We start from the raw sequence: 20,037 nt of genomic DNA on the forward strand, positions 1-20,037 counted from the left end.
ATCTTCGACGGTAAGAGGCGAATCGCCAGGGCTGCCGCGGGCGGCGGTGATCGCGACCCAGTCGACACCGTGGATCACCGCGAGGTCACGACGCGCGGTGGTAGTGGGCGATGATCACGCCCGTCGTCGTGGTCACCGCCTCGGTCAGATCGAACTCGATGAGCGGTGCCGGCCCGTCGAACAGCCGGGCGCCGCTGCCCAGTGTCAGGGGGTGGATGAGCAGTGTGTACCGGTCGATGAGTCGGGCCGCGTGCAGACTCCGGACGAGCGCTCCGCTCCCGAGGATCGACAGGTCCGGTCCGGGTGCGGCCTTGAGTTCGGTGACGGTGTCGACGGCGTCCCCGCGTAACAGCACCGAGTTCTGCCAGGCGTCGGCGCTGTTCAGATCGCGTGACACGACGTATTTGGTGGCCGCGTTCATGAGGGTGCTGTACGGGTTGTCGTCGGCCGCCTGCCCCCACTGCACGGCGAAGTCGTCCCAGGTGCGACGCCCCAGCAGCAGGTCGCCGCCGCGGGCCATGCCCTTGCCGAGTTCGCGTCCCATCACGTCGTCGTTGTAGCGCGGTCCCCATCCGCCGTGCGTGAATCCGCCGCGCGTGTCCTCGTCGGGGCGGCCGAGACCTTGGATGACACCATCGAGGGTGAGGAACTCGGTCGCGGTGATCGTTCGCGTACTCATGGTGGGTCTGACCGCGGGTCTGTCCGCAATTCATCGCGACTGGCACCATTTCGAACAGGTGTGCGAAACTGTTCGGTGTGGGTATGCAGTGGATTGGCGGCGACAGCGGTCAGCCACGTCGACCGGCATTCGTGCGGGTCGGCCACAAGGCGGTGCTCATCGACCTCAACGCCCTGTACCCGAACGCCCCGCACTACGACGGCGAGTACCAACCCGACGGACTGCAGATCCGATCGATCCATCTCGGCGTGCTCACCGAGTGGGGTCGCGACGAATGGGGCGCCTGGTACGGCAAGGTCACCTACACGATCTCCGCGAAGGATCGGCAGGAGAAGGTGACGCACTGGGTACCCGGGTGGGCGCTGCGGCCGGCCGAACCGCCGGCGCGGCCCCGCTGATCAGTCGAGCGTCAGAGCGAGGACCTCCGCACTCGGTAGTGTCGCGAGTTCAACTCCGGGCACCAGGATCTTCGATCCGCGGACACCACCGCCGATGACCACCGGACCGGCGTCGACGACGTGTTGGTCGACGAGGATCGGCCACTCCTCGGGGAGTCCGACCGGCGTGATGCCGCCGGATTCCATCCCGGCGGCGGCTTCGGTGTCCTCGTGCGCGGCGAAGGTGATCTTGCGGGCACCGAGGTGTTTGCGGACCGTCTTGTTGATGTCGGCGCGATCGGTGGCCAGCACCAGCACTGCGGCGACCGTCGTCGTCTCACCGCGGCGCGCTTGCACCACAATGCAGTTCGCCGACGACTCGAGTGCCACGTCGTACGCGGCGCAGAACGCTTCGGTGTCGGCGAGGGTGGCGTCGATCGGCGCGACCCGTGCGCTGGGCAGCGCCCCCGCCCGGGCCGCTTCGGCGATCGACGGTGCGACGAGATCGAGAGCGTCGAGCAAGGGGCGCCAGGGGAGGGTTCCTTCAGGAGTGGGCATGCCGGGCTGCGGAGCTCACTTCTTGAGCGGGCTGTAGAACACCAGCCCGTTGCCCTTGTTGTCGTAGACCACCGCTCGGCGTTCGTGTGCGTCGTCGTAGGGCGCCTGCACGATCCCGCCGCCGCTCTCTTCGATCGCCTTGGCTGCGGCGTCGACGTCGGCAGTCTTGATGCCGACGACGACCTGCCCATGGATCGGATGGTCCACCTTGGTGGCCAGCGCCAGGGTGACCGCGCCGCCATCGAGCGCCGCGAAATGCGCGCCGTCGCGGAACTTCAGCCCGAATCCCAGGGTCTCGCTGTAGAACTCGATCGACTCGTCCAGGTTGTCGGTGGACAGAACGATCATCTTGACTTCGTAGTCACTCACCAGTTGCCTCCTTTGGCCAGAACGGTTCCAGGCTATCGGACGAGCTTCGATGGGCCAGAGCATTTCGGCCCCCTCTTCAGGGGGTGTTGGGATCGCAGTGTGACGCGCATCATAGCCAGATGAGCACCAACACCGACCTCTACCGCAGCAGCCGGGACCAGATGATCGCGCTGATCGGCGACTACGACAAAGCGGTCCGCGAGTTCCGCTGGCCCGAGCTGACCGGGAAGTTCAACTGGGCCATCGACTGGTTCGACTCGTTCGCCCGCGGCAACGACGGCATCGCGTTGTGGATCACCGAACAGGACGGCAGCGAACAGCAGGTCACCTTCGACGAGATGGCCACCCGCTCCGACCGCGTCGCGACCTGGCTGCAGCAACTCGGGATCGGGAAGGGCGATCGGGTCATCCTGATGCTGGGCAACCAGGTCGAACTGTGGGAGGCGATGCTCGCGGTCCTCAAGCTGGGTGCGATCGTCATGCCGACCACCGGCGCGCTCGGGCCGGAGGATCTGCGCGACCGAATCGATCGCGGTGCCGCCCGCTGTGTCATCACCAACGTCGGCGACACCGGAAAGTTCACGACGCTCGACGGTGACTACCTGCGCATCGTGGTCGGCGGTAGCGCAGATGGGTGGTACGCGTATTCCGCTGCTGCCGAGACGGAATCGGCCGGTCCGTTCACTACCGACACCGACGTCGACGATCCGATGCTCATCTACTTCACCTCCGGCACCACCAGCCGACCCAAGCTCGTCGAGCACTCGCAAACCAGTTATGCCGTCGGCCATTTCACGACCATGGCGTGGATCGGGCAGCAGCCGGGTGACGTGCATCTGGCGATCAGCTCACCCGGCTGGGCCAAGCACGCCTGGAGTTGCTTCTTCGCGCCGTGGATCGCCGAGGCGACGATTTTCGTCTACAACTACTCCCGTTTCGATGCTGCCGCCCTGCTGGGCCAGTTGCGCCGCGCCAACGTCAACACCTTCTGCGCGCCGCCGACGGTGTGGCGCATGCTGATTCAGGCCGACCTCGGTGCACGACCGGAGGGGCTGCGGGAACTGCTCGGTGCCGGGGAACCACTGAACCCGGATGTGATCCGGCAGGTCGAGGAGGCGTGGGGTCTGACCATTCGTGACGGCTTCGGGCAGACCGAAACGACGCTGCAGATCGGCAACACGCCCGGCCAGCCGGTCAAGGCCGGCTCGATGGGGCGCCCGATGCCCGGAGTGCCGGTGGTGCTGGTCGATCCGGTCACCGGCGTCGAATCCGACGAAGGCGAGATCTGTCTGGATCTCTCACGGCATCCGGCCAATCTGATGACCGGCTACCTCGGTGACCCCGAGCGCAACGAGCAGGTCATGGCCGGCGGGCACTATCACACCGGCGACGTCGCGCAGCGGGATGCGGACGGCTACATCACCTACATCGGCCGCACCGACGACGTCTTCAAGTCGTCGGACTACAAGGTGTCGCCGTTCGAGTTGGAGAGTGTGCTGATCGAACATCCGGCGGTCGTCGAAGCAGCCGTGGTGCCGCAGCCCGACACCACCCGCCTGGCCGTCCCCAAGGCCTACATCGCCCTCGCCGACGGCTGGGAACCCAACGCGGACACCGCGAAAGCGATCCTCGAGTACTCCCGTGACCACCTCGCGCCGTATCTCAAGGTGCGTCGCGTCGAGTTCTTCGAGCTACCCAAGACGATCTCCGGCAAGATCCGTCGCGTCGAACTCAAACAGCGCGAGGACGTCGCCCACGGCGCGAGCACCCCGATCGCCACCGAATACCGCTACGAGGATCTGATCGGGTAGCCCCTCACCCATGATGCCGCCGATACGCTTCGGCAGCGGCCGGGTGCAGCGGCAACCCGTACACCTGGATCAGCGACTGGGTGTCGAGGAACTGCACCCCGACGGTGCCGGGCGGAATCAGTTCCGCGGCGCGGTCGATCATCACATCGACGACCGCCGACACCGCATCGCCGTCGGTGCCCGGGGTGGTGAGCAGCATCGACGGCACCCCGATGGTTGCGGTCTCCGCGTGCGCGCCGTACATGTCGGCGGGAACCGACACCGGTTCGTACAAGGGGCCGAACGTTTTTCGGAGTACGGCGAGTTCGGCGGAGAGGTCGAGGAGCCGGATGCCCGACGGCGGTCCGTACCCGGGCCGCGGGATGGCCGACGGGGTGGGCACGCCGCCGGCCCACATGGCGGCGGCGACGGTCCCGTCCGCCAGCGACCGCAACACATCGGTGAGCGATACCGGAGTCACCAGGATGTCGTCGGTGGTCATCCCGGCCGCCTCGAGGACACGATGGCCGGTGAACTCGGTGCCCGATCCGCGCGCGCCGAGGCTGACACGTTGTCCCCGTAGGTCGCTGAACGTCTCGACGGTGCTGTCGCCGGGCACCGCGAACTGCACATAGTTCTCGTAGACACGACCCACCGCGGCCAGACCGGCTGGTCGGGCTACCGCGACGTCGCCCAGCGACAGCCCGAAGGACACCTGCCCACTGGTCAACAGCCCCATGTTCTCGATCGACCCGCGCGTGTTCCGTTGGGTCAGCCGGATGGGACCCGAGGACATCGCCGCGGCAAGCAGATTCGCGAACTCGGACTGGAAGCCACCGCGTTCGCCGGAGGCGATCACGTGGGTTGCCGGTGATGACACCCCACACGACGCCAGCAGCGGCGTGGCCAGCGCACCGCCGAGCGCGGCCAGAAAAGTCCGTCGATCGAGGCTCATGTGGTGACCTCCGCAGCCGCCACCTGCACATCGACGCGCAAACCGCCGCGGTCACCGCGGGAGAACGCCAGTCGCCCGCCGGCGGCCCGCACGATGACGTCGACGATCGACAAGCCGAGTCCCGTACCGGATTCGGTGTCGCGGGTGAAGAACCGGTCGGTCAGATGCGCGAGATCTTCGTCGGCGACGCCTGGTCCGTCATCGGAGACCTCGAGATCGATGGAGCCATCGGCGGAATCGCCGATTCGGATGAGGATGTCGGGGTGCTCACCGCCGTGCCGGGTCGCGTTGTCCACCAACACATCGAGAACCTGCGACAGCTCGCTCTCACTGAGTGCCACCTGCTGTTCCGGATCCGCCAACTCGTCGACGAATCGCAGTGTGGCACCACGTTCCCGGATCGGGACCGACCAGAAGTCCACCCGATCGGCGACCACCGCATGCGCGGTGCAGCGCGCAGACACGGGCCGCCCCAGGGTTTCCGGGGTTTCCGCGTTCGCCAGTGCCAGCAGTCCATCGAGGATCTCGTGCAGGCGTTCGGCTTCCGCGGAGATGAGTCGGTACTCTTCGAGCGTCTCGGGCGGAATCTCGGATTCGAGGACGTCGAGCCGGAACTGCAATGCGGCCAACGGATTGCGCAACTGATGGGAGGCGTCGGCAACCAGCCGACGCTGGGATTCGATAGAGCGCAGTACGGTTCCTACCAGGCCGTCGAACGTCGTTGACAGTTCTCGGATCTCCGGTGGACCCGTGGCCGCGGAGGCGGTTTCGGTGCGCGTCGCAGTGGTGTCACCGGGGACGACGGGGAGTTCGCCGGCCAGATCCCGCATCGCCGACGACAGGTTCGACAGCGGACGCAGCACCCATCGACTCAACCCCAGAGCGACTGCACCGAAGGCGGCCAACGCAGCGATCGTACCCGCCACGATGATCAGCCACGCCTGCGAAATATCATGGCGCGCGGCAGTTGTCGCGGACCGCAGCACCACCACGCCGTTGACCTGAGCTCCGGTGCCAACCGGCTGCACGAACAACGCCGAATCTGCACCCCACGGGGTCAGTCGGACGAGTTCGGTGCCGCCCTGGTTGCGTAGTCCACGCGTGATGGCGTCGGCCACACCAGGATCGTCCCGGGTCAACCCGACGGCACGGTCGGGGAATCCGCGCGTGGATACGATGAGCACCCCGTCGCCGTAGACCGAGTGATAGGCGTCGACCTCCTCGCTCACGCGATCGGGGTTGCCGGTGCGCACATACTCGTCGGCGAGTACCGCGAACCGTTTGACGTCGCTGTTGCGCTGCTGCACGAACTCTCGCGTGCGGGCCTCCGAGGTGACCTGGATCAGCGGCACCGCGAAAGCGGCCACGGCGATCGCCCCGATGATCGCCAGCACGATCAGCAGGCGTTTACGCATCGGTGGTCGCCTCGCCGTCCCAGCGATAGCCGAATCCGCGGATCGTGACGATCAGGCCGGGTCTGCCGAGTTTGCTGCGCAGGCCGGTCATGTGGACGTCCAGCGATCGGGAGACCGCCACGAACGCGTCGCCCCACACCTCGTCCATCAGCTGCTGACGGCTCACGGCCGCACCGGGATTACGCAGGAGAACCGCGAGGATCTCGAACTCCTTGGCGGTCAACGTCACGTCGACGCTGCCGACGGTGACGGTGTGGGCGTCGAGATCCACCTCGACGTCGCCGGACACGATCGTCGAGTCCGATTCCTCGGCGGCGTTCACGGCACCGGCGCGTCGTCGGACGACCTCGATCCGCGCGAGGAGCTCACCGAACCGGGCCGGCTTCACCAGATAGTCGTCGGCGCCCATCCGAAGACCGCGGACCACCGACCGTTCGTCGCCGCGTGCGGTCAGGATGATCACCGGCACCGAGGAGACCTGCCGCAGTTGGCGCAGGACGTCGAGGCCGTCCTGGTCGGGGAGGCCCAGATCGAGAAGCACGAAATCGACTTCGCTGTGGTGCAGCAGGAGGTCAGCACCCTTGGTGAAGCGGACCGGGTCGTGTTCGTATCGCGTGAGTCCGGTGGCGATTGCGGCTCCGACACCCTCGTCGTCCTCGACCACCGCAATGCGCATGGCCCCCATTATCCCAACCTGCCGTGCGGCGGAAGGGAAAATGGGGGCCATGCGCGGAGCATGTTCATGCCGGGAGTGCGGTCATGCGCGGGTGCGCTCCGCAGTGTTGTCGGCGGCGACGGCGGCCTCGAACTCACCGGTGGTCGACGCGTCCGGGGATGCCGGGTCCAGGGTCGACGCTCCGCGGGTCTCCTTCATCTTGAAGGCCGCGATCCAGGTCAGGGCCGCGCAGCCGGCGACGTAGTAGAAGAACGTCGATTCCATGCCGGCCTGCTTGAGTGCCAGGGCGATGGGCTCGGCGGTGCCGCCGAACACCGCGGTGACCAGGGCGTGGGGGAGACCGACGCCCAGTGCGCGGACCTTGGTGGGGAACTGCTCGGCCTTGACGATCGGGCTGAGCGCGCTGTATGCGGTGACGATCGTCAGGCCGGCCAGCATCAGGCCGAAGGCGGCGAATGCGTTCGAGGTGTGGCCGAGGAGAGTCATGATCGGGACGGTCATCAGGGTGGCACCGGCACCGAAGAACAGCATCACCTTGCGTCGCCCGATCCGGTCCGACAGCGCGCCGGCGGCCGGCTGCATGCACATGTAGACGATCAGCGCCGCGAAGTTGATCCAGGCGACGGTGTGCTTGTCCATGCCGGAGGTGTTGATCATGTACTTCTGCATGTAGGTCGTATAGGTGTAGTAGGCCACGGTGCCGCCGATCGCGAGACCGAACACCAGCGCGAACTGCTTCCAGTACCGCGCGAGCGTGCGCAGCGACCCCTCGGCCTTGACCGCGTTCGCGCCCTGCGCCGCAGCCTTCGCCTTTTCGGCGAGGTAGTACTCGGACTCGTCCATACCGCGACGGATGACCATCACGACGACGGCGGCGATCGCGCCGATGACGAACGGCACGCGCCAGCCCCAGGAACTCATCTGTTCGGTGGTCAGCACCTGCAGCAGGATCAGCTGCACGGCGAGCGCGCAGATCTGGCCGAGGACGATCGAGACGTACTGGAAGCTGGAGAAGAATCCGCGACGTCCGGGGGTCGCGACCTCCGACAGGTAGGTGGCACTCGAACCGAACTCACCACCGACCGACAGGCCTTGCAGTAGTCGGGCGAGCACCAGGATGATCGGTGCGGCCAATCCGATCGCCGCGTACGACGGCGTGGCCGCGATCAGCAGCGAGCCGGCGGCCATCAAGATCACCGACAGGGTAAGTGCGTTCTTGCGGCCGTACCGGTCGGCGAAGCGACCGAGGATGTAGCCGCCGATCGGCCGCATGAGGAAGCCGACGGCGAACACGACGGCTGCCGAGAGCAGTTGCGCGGTCTGGCTTTCGCTGGGGAAGAAGACGGGGGCGAAGAATACCGCGAACGCCGCGTAGACGAACCAGTCGTACCATTCGATCAGGTTGCCGATGCAACCACGCACGACGTTGCCCACGACGCGCTTGTTGATGGGTGGTGCTGAGCTCACCGGAACCTCCTGGTGTGAGTTGAACTTTGGGGATGAACCCACAGTGGCAGCCATCACAACGCAGGAAAAGGGTTTGGGCCCAGACCTAACAGTCCCTTTAGAAAGTCGTTCCCCCTTCGCTGGTCGAGTAAGGGAGGAGCTTGCGACGACCGCATCGAGACCGACGCGCACATGATCTCGATCGGCGGGTGGGGAGACCAAAATCCCCGGCGTCGACTCCGTTGTCGACGCCGGGGATTCGGCTTGCTGTAGAACTACTTCGCGGCCACCGGAACGTCCGCTGACGACCCCTGCAACACACCGTCTGCCAGCATCTGGGCCACGGTCTCCTCGCCGAGACCGAGTTCGGCGGCGATGGCGGCACTGTGCGCACCAAGGGCGGGCACCGCATCCATGCGGGGCTCCGCGCCGAGCTGGATCGGCGGCAGCAGGGCCCGAATCGACCCGCGTTCGGTCTCCACGGTTCGCCACCGGTCGCGCCCTTCGAGCACGGGATGTTCGAGGAACTCGCTGACCGTGTTGACGCCGGCGAAGGCGATACGGGCGCGGGTCAGTCGTTCGCTGAGCTCCTCTGTGCTCAGCCGCCCGAAGTGCGCCGACACGCGTTCATTGAGCGCCGCACGGTTCTCCACCCGTAGCGTGTTCGACGTGAACCGCGGATCCGTGGCCAGTCCGAGATCGTCAAAGACGATGTCACACAGTCGTTGCCACTCGGGCTCGTTCTGAATGGCCAGCAGCACAACATGGTCGTCGGACGCGGTGAACGGTCCATACGGCGCGATGGTGGCGTGCTGCGCCCCGAATCGTCCGGGCTGTCGACCCGCGCCGGCGGTGAAATGCATGGGCTGCCCGATCCATTCGGCCAACGCCTCGAACAACGACACCTCCAGGGTGGCGCCCTCGCCGGTGACCTGACGCTGATACAGCGCGGCCAGCACACCGGAGAAGCCGTACATGCCGGCGGCGATGTCGGCGACCGACACACCCGCCTTGGCCACTTCGTCGGGGGTTCCGGTCAACGAGACCAGACCGGATTCACATTGCACGAGAAGGTCATACGCCTTGCGGTCGGCCCACGGCCCGGTGGAACCCCACCCGGTGATGGACAGCACGATCTTGCGGGGATCCTTGGCCCGGATCTCGTCGGCACCGAGTCCGAGGCGGGCGGCCGCACCGGGTCCGAGGTTCTGCACGATGACGTCGGCCCGGTCGGCCAGCTCGTGCAGTACCCGTTGTCCCTCTTCACTTTTGACGTCGAGGGCAATCGACTCCTTGGACCGGTTGAGCCACACGAAGTAGCTCGCCAGACCGTCGACCGATTCGTCGTAGGCGCGGGCGAAATCCCCCGAACCGGGACGTTCCACCTTGATCACGCGGGCACCGAGGTCGGCGAGTTGCCGGGTGGCGAACGGCGCGGCGACGGCATGTTCGAGTGACAGCACGGTCACTCCACTCAACGGGAGCACAAGTCCTCCAAGACTATTGGTGCGAAGTGGCGGTCAGATGCCGCCGCGCTTGACCAGCTGCGCGGCGATGACGTTGCGTTGGATCTCGTTGGTGCCTTCGCCGACGATCATCAGCGGGGCGTCGCGGAAGTAGCGCTCGACGTCGAACTCGGTGGAGTAGCCGTAGCCGCCGTGGATGCGGACCGCGTTCAGGGCGATTTCCATCGCCACTTCCGAGGCGTACAACTTGGCCATGCCGGCTTCCATGTCGCAGCGCTCGCCGCGGTCGTACTGGTCGGCGGCGTGCCAGGTGAGCTGGCGGGCGGCGGTCAGTTTGGTGGCCATGTCGGCGAGATAGTTGCCGATGGACTGGTGCTTCCAGATCGGCTGGCCGAACGATTCGCGTTCCTGGGCGTACTGCAGCGAATCCTCGAGGGCCGCGGTCGCGACGCCGAGGGCGCGGCACGCAACCTGGATGCGTCCGGTCTCCAGGCCCTTCATCATCTGGCCAAAGCCCTGGCCCGGTTCGGTGCCGAGGATCGCCGACTTGGGCACCCGGTAGCCGTCGAAGGACAGTTCACAGGTCTCGACGCCCTTGTAGCCGAGCTTGGGCAGATCCCGGGACACGTTCAGGCCCGGGCCGTGTTCGGCGAGCACGATCGAGATGCCCTTGTGCCGCGGTTCGGCCTTCGGGTCGGTCTTACACAGCAGGGCGATCAGCCCTGAACGACGAGCGTTCGAGATCCACGTCTTGGAACCGGAGATGACCAGATCGTCGCCGTCTTCCTTGGCAACGGTGCCCATGTTCTGCAGGTCCGATCCGCCGCCCGGTTCGGTCAGCGCCATCGTCGCGCGCATCTCGCCGGTGGCCAGCTTCGGCAGATAGTGCTGCTTCTGCTCCTCGGTACCGAACAGCACCAGCAGCTTGGCGACGACGGTGTGTCCGCCCATCGCGCCGGCCAGGCTCATCCAGCCGCGGGCCAGCTCCTGGGTGACCTGTGCGTAACAGGGCATCGACACCGGCATGCCGCCGTACTCCTCGGGCACGGCGAGCCCGTAGATGCCGATCTGCTTCATCTGCTCGATCCACTTCTCCGGGTACTCGTTCGCGTGCTCGACCTCCTGCACGGTCGGCTTCACATCACGATCGATGAACTCCCGCACCGTCTTGACCAGGAAAGCCTCTTCGTCGTTCAGCGTGCTCATCAGATTCCCATCGTGTTGGTGGCTGGAGATCCGGATATGTACGGATCATTTATGATTTGTACGGCCATTATTCGCAGCCGACTCGCCGAGTGTCAACCCCTCAGACGTCGAGGCGACGAAAAGCCCAGGAGCTGTGGACAGATTTGGCCGTACATTGCGGTGCCGCTCGGGGTGCGGTGCTCACGTCGCGGTCATGTCCGAGCGGCATGGGACACTACGTCGGTCCCGAAGTCCGACACCCAACCCGTGAGGCGGCCATGGCAACAGCGGCACCGGAAACTGCGCAGCAGCCCACGCTGGCCGCGGCCCTGGACGCCAATCGGTCGATTCAGAAGTCGGCGGCGGTCCGGCTGTTCGCGGCCACCAACTCTGCGCTGTACGTGACACTGATGGAAAGGCACCTCGACTTTGGCGCCCGGCTGGCCGAAACCGAACTCGCCATCCGGCTCGAACGCGACCTGGCCGACCTCGGCGACGGCGACCAACCCAACGGCCTCGACCTGGTCAAACTGTGGGCCAAACAGGGCTGGCTGCACCGCGTGACCGACACCAGCGGCGCCACCGCACAGAACATCTGCCATCTGACACCGGAGGCGCGCTCGGTCCTGGACTTCACCCGGCGGTTGCGGCGCGAGGACAGTGTCGCCACCGGCGGCTCGATCAATCAGATCGCGGCCGGCCTGCGCCGGGTTGCCGGTCAGGTCGCGGGAGACCCCGACCAGATCCGCGAGGAGATCGAGCACCAGATCGAGGAACTCGACGCCGAACTGGCCGACCTCGATGCCGGCGTCCGACCCGAACCGGATTTCCGGACCGCCGAGGACGAAGCCCGCGCCATCGCCTACCAGATGGAACAGGTGATCACCGACATCGGCCAGTACGGGTCCATGCTCGATCGCATCACCACCGCACTGATCGACGACCCGAACGACTCCGACCTCGCCTACCGCGACCGGCAACGGCAGATGTTCGACGACTACGAGGCGCTGCTCGAGTCGTCGCAGAGCGCGTCGTACCACGCGTTCAGTCAGATGATCCAGGATCCGATCCAGCGGGCGAAGCTCGTCGCCGACATCGAGACCGTCACCGACCAGCTGCCGGGCATCGATCACGGTCTGCGGTCGGTGATGGACAACTTCTTCGGTCTGGTCAGCCAGCAGATGGGGGAGGTCGGACGCACCCGGCAGCGGTGCGCGCGACGCATCCGCCGATTCGTCGCGTCGGGCACCCTCGAGCAGAGTCGCGGCATCGCCCGGCAGCTCAACGACGCGCTGGCCACCGCAAACGACCTCCTCAAGACCTCGCTCACCGACCGCCGACTCGGCTACGAATTGCCCCTGGCCACACCGACACTCACCTCCATCGGGCGGGTGGGCTTCGAGATCCGGGATCCGGCGCCACCGGCGCCCGCGCTGCCCGCCGATGCCGACGCCGATCTGGCCTCCTTCGCGTCGCTGGCCGGGCAGGTCGACACCGTCGAACTCACCGAGACCGTGAACGCGGCCATCGGGGCCGGCCCGATTCCCCTCTCGGAGGCGATCGAGCGGCTCCCCGATCCCTACCTCGCGCACGTCATCGTGCTCTGGTCGTGGGCACTCAAACAGCCGTCGGGCGCCGCAGGCGAGACGACCACCGTCCGGTTCCGCTCCCTGGAGGGCGAAGACCACGTCATCGAGGTGCCCGCACTCATGTTCACCGAACCGATTCCGACCGCGGAGGTCGACGCACTATGAGCACCGACAGCATGAGCACCGAGAGCGAGACCGCAGGCACGCCAAGCGGGCCCCCCGTTCCCGACGAGTTCGCCGGCTACGACGACCTGCCCGCCGTGCCGCTGACCGCCGCCGACATCGGGCCCGGCGCACCCCGCTTCGACGGCGACGTCAGCGAGATGCCCGACCGTGCGTGCTGGGCGCTGCAGAACCTGGTCACCCGTCGCTACATCAGCGGTGACCGGCACCCGCAACTGTGGGCGTGGGTCGCCCAGTACCAGGACGTGCTGCGGGTGCGGCTGTCCGAACTGGATCTGCGGCTGCGGATCATCGACGAGATGCAAGTCGCCTTCGCCGAGCAGTCCGGATACGACTCACGATGGGGGAGAAGGCTTCTCAAGCGGGAAACGGTCAACACCTACGACGCCATACTGGCGCTGCACCTGGCCAAATACGTCCGAGCCTCCCGCGACGAGCCGGTCCTCATCACCCGCGAGGACATCCACGAACTGTTCGCCGGCGTCACCAACACCATCGATCGCGACATGGCGGCCTTCGACAAACGCATCGAACGCGCCATCGACAAACTCGACGAACTCGAACTGCTCCGCAAACACCGCGACGACCCCGACACCTACACGGTGAGCCCGGTCATCTCGGCGGTGATGACCGCATCGGTGATCACCGACCTCCAACGGCAATTCGACCAGTTCATCGGCTCCGGCGACGCAGGTGACGACGAAGCCGACACCGCGGCACCGGCTTCCGACGCCGCGGCGAACCTCGACCGCACCGACGACGACGACTTCGACGAAGGAGACGACTGGTGAGCCAGGCTCCCGACCAGTACCGCCTGTCCCGGCTGCAGCTGATCAACTGGGGCGTCTTCGATGGCTACCACTCGATCCCGTTCAGCGAGGGCGGCGCCCTGATCACCGGCTCCTCGGGTAGCGGCAAATCGTCGCTGCTGGACGCGATTTCGCTGGCGTTCCTGCCCGATCACCGACGCAACTTCAACGCATCGGGTGATGCCACCGCAGCCGGGTCGTCGAGCGGTAAACGCACCGTCGGCAAGTATGTACGCGGCGCGTGGGGCGAACGTCGCGAGGGCACCAGCGCCGCCCGCGAGATCATGTACCTGCGCGGCACGGGTCCGGCGTGGGCGGCCATCGCGGTCACCTACACGTCGTCGTCGGGTACTGCCATCACCGGGCTGGTGCTCAAGTGGCTGGCCGCGGGCAAGATGACCGACGCCCACAGCTCGTACTTCATCTACGACGGCGACGCCGACATCGTCGACGTCTGCAACGACTGGGCGCGCAACAACTACAACACCTCGGCGTTCCGTGAGCGCGGCTGGCGCGGCGGACCCGGCGAGGGCAAGTACCTGGCAACCTTGTACTCGCTGATCGGTATCCGCGGATCCGAAGCGGCGCAACAGCTTCTCGGCAAGGCCAAGTCGCTGAAGAGCGTCGGCGGGCTCGGGCAGTTTGTCCGGGAGTTCATGCTCGACGAACCGACGAGCATCGTCGGCATCAAAGACGCACTCGAGCAGATCGATCCGCTGGTCGAGGCCCGCGAGCTCCTCGATGTGTCGCGCCGCAAACGCACCATCCTCGGCAACATCGAGGCACTGCACGAACGGTATGCGACGGAGTCGGCGACGTTCAGCGTCCTCGACACCATCGACACCGACACGGTGCGCGCCTACGTCAGCAATCTGCGGCGGCGTAACGCCGAACCGGAGATCGCCGACCTCGACGACCAGATCGCTCGGCTCGACGGCGATCTCGCCGCGCTGACCGCCCAGCACGACCAGCTGCGCCAAGACCACAGCCACCTGTTGTCGCGGATCGCCACGTCCACCACCGATCTCGCGCCGCTGCAGGAACAGCTGGCGGCCGCGCAGAAGGTGAGCACCGAGGTATCAGCGCGTCGAGACAGTTACGAGGACAAGATCTCCGCGCTCGGCTTCTCCGCGCCCGACGACGCCGAGGACTTCTGGTCGCTGCGGGAGAGCCTGATGGAGGAGGCCACCCGCATCGACGGCCAACTCGAGGCCGGCAAGGGACATTTCGCCGAGGCGCTCGCCCGCGAGGTCGCCGCACGCACCCAACGCGATGCCGCCCACGACGAGTTGCAGCGTGTGCAGCAGGCCGGATCGGCGTTGCCCCGCACCGAACACGAGATGCGTCGCGCGTTGGCTGCCGGACTGCAGATCGACGAATCCGAGTTGCGGTATGTGGCCGAACTGGTCGAGTTGCATCCCGACGAGGAACGCTGGCGAGTGGCGACGGAGAAGGTGCTGCGCAACGCCGGTCTGCGACTGCTGGTGCCGGACAAGCATTTCCGTGCTGCCCTACGGTACGTGAACAGCCACGACATGCGTGGCCGTATCCAGTTGCACCACGCCGAGACCCGACCGATGCCGACCCCCGAGGACGGCACCCTCGGCGCCAAGCTGCGGTCGGTCGACCCGCATCATCCGTGTGCGGCCGAGGCGCTGACCGTCATCTCCCGGCTGGGCAACTACGTGTGCGTCGACTCGACGGACGACTTCGGCGAACACTACAAAGCGGTGACCGACCAAGGGCTGCGCAAGGATTCGGCGAAACTCGCCATCAAGGACGACCGCCAGACGCTGCGTCCGTCCCAGTACGTCTTCGTCGGCAACGGAGAAGCCAAGATCGCCGCCCTGCAGGAGGAACTCGACCACGAGCAGCAGGCCTACGAGACCGCCCGCGAGGCCAGCGCCACGCTCGATCGGGAGCGCACCGAGAAGCAGCATCGTCGTGACGCGTACCGCAGGGTGTGCGAACAGTTCACCCAGTGGAATCAGCTCGACACTGACACCGCCGACGACCGCGTCGACGCCCTCACCGAGCAGCACGAACTGCTGATGGAGGAGCACCCGGACATCGAGGCTCTGCAACGCAAGGCCGAGGACATCTGGGAACAGGTGCGCAGCGCGATATCCCAGGCCGCGCTGGTGCGCGACAAGATCGCCACCCACGACCACCGGCGCACCCAACTGCTCGACCTGATGGACCGTCTCAAGCTCGAAGAGGTTGCGTCACAGGCGGAGACGACGCTTGACGGATTCCGTGAGGAATCCGCCGCCACGCTCGACGTGCTGTCGCCCGAGTCTTACCGGCAGGAGCTGGTCAAGGCGGTCGCCAAGGATCGCGACCGGATGCGTGCCGACGCCCGCCGGTCGCGCGACGAGATCGCCCGCATCCTCGACTCCTACGACGAGGAGTTTCCCGACGCCATCCCCAACGACAGCGACGACTTCGACGAACGCATCCACGACTACGTCGCCCTGTGTCGTCGGATCGACGAGCGTGAACTGCCGGCCGCCTACGAGCGGATGCGCCGGCTGATCACCGAGCAGGCGCCGGGTGCGATCCTGAGTCTGCACATGGCCGCCGACGCCGAGGAACGACGCATCGTCGAACAGATCGAACGCGTCAACACCGGCCTGGGGTCGGTGGCGTTCAACAGCGGCACCCGACTGCGACTGCAGCCGGGCCGCAAGCACCTCACGGCGGTGGCCGAACTCACCGAGAAGGCGCGGCTGATCTCCCAGCGCACCACAGCGGTCAGCTTCGGCGACGACCAGGCGATCCTGGAGCAGTACTCCGACATCCTGGTGCTGCGCGAACGGCTGGCCGGCAACACCCCCGAGGACCGGCAGTGGACGCGCGACGCGCTCGACGTGCGCAACCGCTTCGACTTCTACTGCGAAGAGCACGACGCGGAGACCGGCGAGATCATCCGCACCTACAGCAACGCCGGCGACAACTCTGGTGGCGAGCAGGAGAAGCTGATGGCGTTCTGCCTCGCCGGTGCGCTGAGCTTCAACCTCGCGAGTCCGCACGGCAACGACAACCGGCCGATCTTCGCCCAGCTCATGCTCGACGAGGCGTTCAGCAAGTCCGATCCGCAGTTCGCGCAGCAGGCGCTCGCTGCGTTCCGCAAGTTCGGTTTCCAGCTGATCATTGTGGCGACGGTGCAGAACACCAGCACCATCCAGCCCTACATCGACAACGTCATCATGGTGTCGAAGACCGAGAGCCGCACAGATCAGCGGCCCACGGCCAACGCCCTGTCCACCTCGATCCGGGCGTTCTCCGACCTGCGCCGCTCCAGCGGCTCACGGTTGCCGGTGTGACGCCACCTGCTCCCTGAGGAGCCCGCGACGAAGGAGCTAGCGTCCGTGATTGCTCCCTGAGGAGCCCGCGACGAAGGAGCGAGCGTCACGAAGGGCCGCCCCGCGAGCACCCTTCGTGGCTCGGCTAACGCCTCGCTCCTCAGGGAGCGGTGTGCGCCACCACAAAGCGCGCGGCGTCGAGGGTCATCCCGTTGACCGAGTAGAGGACATGCAGCCCATTGGGTTGTCCGGCGGGCGCGCCGTCGCAGATGGTGTCACCCGGAATGCAGTACCGCACAGTGCGATTGGCCAGCCGCGGGTTGGTCCGCACCGGCGGTGCACCCACGTCGGCCATGAAGCGATCCGACGGCGGGGCGAACAGGACGAGCGCGGTGATGCGGTCGAGGACCTTGGTCGGCAACGGTTTCGGCACCCGGGACGCGTACTGGCGATAACGCTCGGGGACGACGACGCCGGGACTGACCGTGTACCCGGCGACAACCGCGCCCTGCGAATATCCGCCCAGCACGATCTTGGTGCGCGAGCACGCCGCCGCCACCGCGGTGATGTGGCGCTGCGCGTCGTCGACGCCGGTCACGACCGTCTGCGCAAACTTCAACCGATTGCTGAAATCACCGCTGGCGGGGTAGTTGACGCCGTGGTCGGCGACCGACTTTCCCGGTAGCTGAGACCGCAGCGCCGTCACGAACGACAGCCCGGTGAGCCCGAGCGGTGGCGCGGGTTCGACTGTGCCACGGGCGAATACGACGTCGACATCCGGACAGGCCGGAGCCGCGGAGGCCATCGGTGTAGCGAGCAGGGTGCCACCACACACCATGGCCAGGCCGGACAGGATCACGAGCAATCGCGCAAGCACGTATCTCAACCTACGTGATCCGCATCACATCCGCACGCATCCCCGCTCTCAAATGTCTCGTCATGTCACTTGACACCATGTATATTGATGTGACACCGTTCACCTTGTTGGTCGTGACGACGCCCATGCCGGAGACATCTCTTGCCCAGCGGCCAGAACCACGCCACGTGACGCACATCGAAGAAAGGAAGTGCCCCGATGACGGGAGCCACCACCATGAACACCGTGAACACGGTGCTCGGTCCCGTTTCCGCGGACGACCTCGGCATCGTGGCGGTCCACGAAGCGTTGCTGTCGGTCCTGCCGGGCGCGCAGTACGCGTTCGACATCACCATCGACCGCGCCGAGATCTTCGAGATCCTGTCCGCCAAGCTCGTCGACTTCCGTGATCGCGGCGGGAAGACGATCGTCGACGTCACCGGTATGTTCGGGGGCCGCGACCTGCCCCTTCTCGAGGCGCTGTCGCGTTCGACGGGCGTCCATATCGTCGCCTCCACCGGACTCGGACCGGAGAAGATGCTGGGCGGTTATTTCCTGACCCCGCAGACGAATCCACCGACCCCGTGGCCGGCGGAGAAGTTCGCCGACCTGTTCGCCAGGGAGGTCACCGACGGCATGGTCGTGCCGCGGGTCGAACGTCGCGCCACCGCGGGCATCGTGGCCACCGCAGCCGCCCGAGAGGGCATGACCGCCACCGAGGAGAGCCTCTTCCAGGGGGCGGCCCGCGCCGCAGCGACGACCGGAGCGCCCGTCACGATCTGCTTCGGCGCCGACGCCGTCGCCGATCTCGATGTCCTCCTCAAGGAGTCTCTGCCGGCTGATCGCGTGGTTGTCGGCGGCCTCGATCGGCGGGATGCGGTGGCGGCCGGTGCGCCGGCCGTGGTCGCCGCGCGCGGCGCTTTCGTGGGGATCGATCACATCGGCGTCGACGACGACGAACACCTCACCGACACCGAACGCGCCGCCCTGGTCGCCGAGCTCGTCAAGGCCGGACATGTCGACCGAATCCTATTGTCCAGCAATGCTATCGGCGTCGCCAAGGGACTGCCCGAGCGTGACCTGCCGTTCAGCTACATCCTGACCGACTTCGTCGGCCTGCTGACCGCGGCGGGTGTCACTGAGGACGACGTGCGGCACATCCTCATAGACAATCCGCGCGACCTGCTCACCGTGCGACGCTGAGCGCCAATCTCACAGACCATCAACGTATTTCGACGTCAGAAGGTGAATGTTATGTCGAAAGTGAACACCGTCCTGGGAGCCATCCCGGCAGAGATGCTGGGCATCGTGGCCATCCACGAACACATCGGATACGGCATGCCCGGTTCCGAACTGGACAGCCAGTGGTGGAAGACCCCGGAGCAGCGCTACGCCGAGACCGTGCCGAAGCTGCGCCAGTTCCATGACTACGGCGGCGGTGCGTTTGTGGACGTCACCGGCATCTGCAATGGCCGCGACATCGACTACTACAAGTCGCTGTCGGCCAAGACGGGCGTGCACATCATCGCCTGTACGGGCTTCGTCGGCGGCGATACCGCGCTCCCGTTCTTCGCCCAGGCCACCGTCGAGTACCTCGCTGCCCACTTCGTCCACGAGATCACCGTCGGCATCGGTGACACCGGCAGCAAGGCGGGCGTCATCAAGGTCGGCGTCAGCCGCGGCGGACGCATGACCGACCTGGACAAGAAGATCTACCGCGCCGCTGCACGGGCCGCCAAGGAAACCGGCGTGCCGATCCTGACCCACCTCGCGATCGACGCAGAGAACGCGATCGCCATCTTCACCGAGGAGGGACTGCCGCTGGATCGCGTGCTCTTCGGGCATGCCGACGACGGCGTCAACGCCTCCAAGACCCGCGACCAATGGATCGCCTCGCAGGGTGGACGCGTCGGATTCGACACATTCGGCTACGAAACCGAACTCCCGGACCCGCCGTTCTGGGCCCGGCCCCGCAAGGATCGACTCGCACACTTCCTCGGCTTCATCGAAGCCGGCTACCTCGAGCAGGCACTCGCCGGGGTCGACGCCAACTGCAGCCCCCTCGGCTGGCCAGGGGTCAACGGCCACACAGTGAACTACCTCTTCGAAGACCTGATCCCGGATCTCCGCGAGGCCGGCGTAGACGAAGCCGTCATCACCAAGCTCTTCGTCGAGAGCCCCGCCGACTTCCTGTCCATCCAGAACTGAGCGCGACCCACCCTCCGTGGCTCGGCTAGCGCCTCGCACCTCAGGGATCGGTGGTAACCACCCGCTGGCTGAGGAGCGACGAGCTCCCCACGGATCGGCGTACCACCCGCTGGCTGAGGAGCGACGAGCGAGCGCAGCGAGCGCGACGCGTCACGAAGCCCGCCCACCGCA

At 66.4% G+C, this 20,037-nt stretch carries 17 protein-coding genes; 7 read left to right on the forward strand and 10 right to left on the reverse strand.

What is annotated here, in order from left to right:
- Positions 1 to 85: 85 nt before the first annotated feature.
- On the reverse strand, positions 86 to 679 hold the full coding sequence (locus AAFP30_RS13900) for a dihydrofolate reductase family protein (RefSeq protein WP_419230506.1): 594 nt from the start codon (positions 677 to 679) through the stop codon (positions 86 to 88).
- An 83-nt stretch (positions 680 to 762) separates the two neighbouring features.
- On the opposite strand from AAFP30_RS13900, the gene AAFP30_RS13905 reads away from it, so the two are divergent.
- Positions 763 to 1,077, forward strand: coding sequence for a hypothetical protein (locus AAFP30_RS13905; RefSeq protein ID WP_419230507.1), 315 nt, complete (start codon positions 763 to 765; stop codon positions 1,075 to 1,077).
- Here the strand turns inward: AAFP30_RS13905 and AAFP30_RS13910 are convergent, their stop codons facing one another.
- Positions 1,078 to 1,614 (reverse strand): YbaK/EbsC family protein, encoded by a 537-nt coding sequence (locus AAFP30_RS13910; RefSeq protein ID WP_419230508.1) that lies wholly within the window; start codon positions 1,612 to 1,614, stop codon positions 1,078 to 1,080.
- 15 nt (positions 1,615 to 1,629) lie between these two features.
- A complete protein-coding gene (locus AAFP30_RS13915; RefSeq protein WP_419230509.1) occupies positions 1,630 to 1,983 on the reverse strand; it encodes a VOC family protein in 354 nt (117 codons plus the stop codon).
- 119 nt (positions 1,984 to 2,102) lie between these two features.
- Between AAFP30_RS13915 and AAFP30_RS13920 the strand changes: the two genes are divergently transcribed.
- On the forward strand, positions 2,103 to 3,794 hold the full coding sequence (locus tag AAFP30_RS13920) for an AMP-binding protein (RefSeq protein ID WP_419230510.1): 1,692 nt from the start codon (positions 2,103 to 2,105) through the stop codon (positions 3,792 to 3,794).
- A gap of 4 nt (positions 3,795 to 3,798) precedes the next feature.
- Here AAFP30_RS13920 and AAFP30_RS13925 read toward each other — a convergent pair whose 3' ends face one another.
- The 6 genes from AAFP30_RS13925 to AAFP30_RS13950 all read right to left on the reverse strand — a co-directional run bounded on the left by AAFP30_RS13925 (position 3,799) and on the right by AAFP30_RS13950 (position 10,937).
- Complete coding sequence (locus AAFP30_RS13925) at positions 3,799 to 4,728, reverse strand: TAXI family TRAP transporter solute-binding subunit (protein WP_419230511.1); 930 nt, start codon at positions 4,726 to 4,728, stop codon at positions 3,799 to 3,801.
- On the reverse strand, positions 4,725 to 6,143 hold the full coding sequence (locus AAFP30_RS13930) for a sensor histidine kinase (protein ID WP_419230512.1): 1,419 nt from the start codon (positions 6,141 to 6,143) through the stop codon (positions 4,725 to 4,727). The genes AAFP30_RS13925 and AAFP30_RS13930 overlap by 4 nt, the downstream gene beginning before the upstream one ends.
- The gene (locus AAFP30_RS13935) at positions 6,136 to 6,819 is read right to left on the reverse strand and encodes a response regulator transcription factor (protein ID WP_419230513.1); all 684 of its coding nucleotides are present in this window, start codon (positions 6,817 to 6,819) and stop codon (positions 6,136 to 6,138) included. Before AAFP30_RS13935 ends, AAFP30_RS13930 begins: the two co-directional genes overlap by 8 nt.
- 81 nt (positions 6,820 to 6,900) lie before the next feature.
- The gene (locus tag AAFP30_RS13940; RefSeq protein WP_419230514.1) at positions 6,901 to 8,286 is read right to left on the reverse strand and encodes an MFS transporter; all 1,386 of its coding nucleotides are present in this window, start codon (positions 8,284 to 8,286) and stop codon (positions 6,901 to 6,903) included.
- A gap of 254 nt (positions 8,287 to 8,540) precedes the next feature.
- Positions 8,541 to 9,752, reverse strand: a complete 1,212-nt coding sequence (locus tag AAFP30_RS13945; protein ID WP_419230515.1) for a CaiB/BaiF CoA transferase family protein — start codon at positions 9,750 to 9,752, stop codon at positions 8,541 to 8,543.
- A 33-nt stretch (positions 9,753 to 9,785) separates the two neighbouring features.
- A complete protein-coding gene (locus AAFP30_RS13950) occupies positions 9,786 to 10,937 on the reverse strand; it encodes an acyl-CoA dehydrogenase family protein (protein ID WP_419230516.1) in 1,152 nt (383 codons plus the stop codon).
- Between the two features lie 257 nt (positions 10,938 to 11,194).
- Between AAFP30_RS13950 and AAFP30_RS13955 the strand changes: the two genes are divergently transcribed.
- The 3 genes from AAFP30_RS13955 to AAFP30_RS13965 are packed head-to-tail and all read left to right on the forward strand — an operon-like array spanning position 11,195 to position 16,823.
- Positions 11,195 to 12,670 (forward strand): DUF3375 domain-containing protein, encoded by a 1,476-nt coding sequence (locus AAFP30_RS13955; RefSeq protein ID WP_419230517.1) that lies wholly within the window; start codon positions 11,195 to 11,197, stop codon positions 12,668 to 12,670.
- 11 nt (positions 12,671 to 12,681) lie between these two features.
- On the forward strand, positions 12,682 to 13,479 hold the full coding sequence (locus AAFP30_RS13960) for a DUF4194 domain-containing protein (RefSeq protein ID WP_419230731.1): 798 nt from the start codon (positions 12,682 to 12,684) through the stop codon (positions 13,477 to 13,479).
- The gene (locus tag AAFP30_RS13965; RefSeq protein ID WP_419230518.1) at positions 13,476 to 16,823 is read left to right on the forward strand and encodes an ATP-binding protein; all 3,348 of its coding nucleotides are present in this window, start codon (positions 13,476 to 13,478) and stop codon (positions 16,821 to 16,823) included. The genes AAFP30_RS13960 and AAFP30_RS13965 overlap by 4 nt, the downstream gene beginning before the upstream one ends.
- A 139-nt stretch (positions 16,824 to 16,962) precedes the next feature.
- Here the strand turns inward: AAFP30_RS13965 and AAFP30_RS13970 are convergent, their stop codons facing one another.
- On the reverse strand, positions 16,963 to 17,679 hold the full coding sequence (locus AAFP30_RS13970) for a cutinase family protein (RefSeq protein ID WP_419230519.1): 717 nt from the start codon (positions 17,677 to 17,679) through the stop codon (positions 16,963 to 16,965).
- Between the two features lie 198 nt (positions 17,680 to 17,877).
- Here AAFP30_RS13970 and AAFP30_RS13975 point away from each other — a divergent pair, with 198 nt between their 5' ends.
- A complete protein-coding gene (locus AAFP30_RS13975) occupies positions 17,878 to 18,861 on the forward strand; it encodes a phosphotriesterase (protein WP_419230520.1) in 984 nt (327 codons plus the stop codon).
- A gap of 51 nt (positions 18,862 to 18,912) precedes the next feature.
- Positions 18,913 to 19,866, forward strand: a complete 954-nt coding sequence (locus AAFP30_RS13980; RefSeq protein WP_419230521.1) for a phosphotriesterase family protein — start codon at positions 18,913 to 18,915, stop codon at positions 19,864 to 19,866.
- Positions 19,867 to 20,037 lie beyond the last annotated feature (171 nt).

The organism is Gordonia sp. CPCC 205515, assembly GCF_048537925.1.
Taxonomy (GTDB): Bacteria; Actinomycetota; Actinomycetes; order Mycobacteriales; family Mycobacteriaceae; genus Gordonia.

Coding starts and splice junctions, on each gene's coding strand:
- AAFP30_RS13900 (WP_419230506.1), bottom strand. CDS start 679: ATGAGTACGCGAACGATCACCGCGACCGAGTTCCTCACCCTCGATGGT.
- AAFP30_RS13905 (WP_419230507.1), top strand. CDS start 763: ATGCAGTGGATTGGCGGCGACAGCGGTCAGCCACGTCGACCGGCATTC.
- AAFP30_RS13910 (WP_419230508.1), bottom strand. CDS start 1,614: ATGCCCACTCCTGAAGGAACCCTCCCCTGGCGCCCCTTGCTCGACGCT.
- AAFP30_RS13920 (WP_419230510.1), top strand. CDS start 2,103: ATGAGCACCAACACCGACCTCTACCGCAGCAGCCGGGACCAGATGATC.
- AAFP30_RS13925 (WP_419230511.1), bottom strand. CDS start 4,728: ATGAGCCTCGATCGACGGACTTTTCTGGCCGCGCTCGGCGGTGCGCTG.
- AAFP30_RS13930 (WP_419230512.1), bottom strand. CDS start 6,143: ATGCGTAAACGCCTGCTGATCGTGCTGGCGATCATCGGGGCGATCGCC.
- AAFP30_RS13935 (WP_419230513.1), bottom strand. CDS start 6,819: ATGCGCATTGCGGTGGTCGAGGACGACGAGGGTGTCGGAGCCGCAATC.
- AAFP30_RS13950 (WP_419230516.1), bottom strand. CDS start 10,937: ATGAGCACGCTGAACGACGAAGAGGCTTTCCTGGTCAAGACGGTGCGG.
- AAFP30_RS13955 (WP_419230517.1), top strand. CDS start 11,195: ATGGCAACAGCGGCACCGGAAACTGCGCAGCAGCCCACGCTGGCCGCG.
- AAFP30_RS13960 (WP_419230731.1), top strand. CDS start 12,682: ATGAGCACCGAGAGCGAGACCGCAGGCACGCCAAGCGGGCCCCCCGTT.
- AAFP30_RS13975 (WP_419230520.1), top strand. CDS start 17,878: ATGACGGGAGCCACCACCATGAACACCGTGAACACGGTGCTCGGTCCC.
- AAFP30_RS13980 (WP_419230521.1), top strand. CDS start 18,913: ATGTCGAAAGTGAACACCGTCCTGGGAGCCATCCCGGCAGAGATGCTG.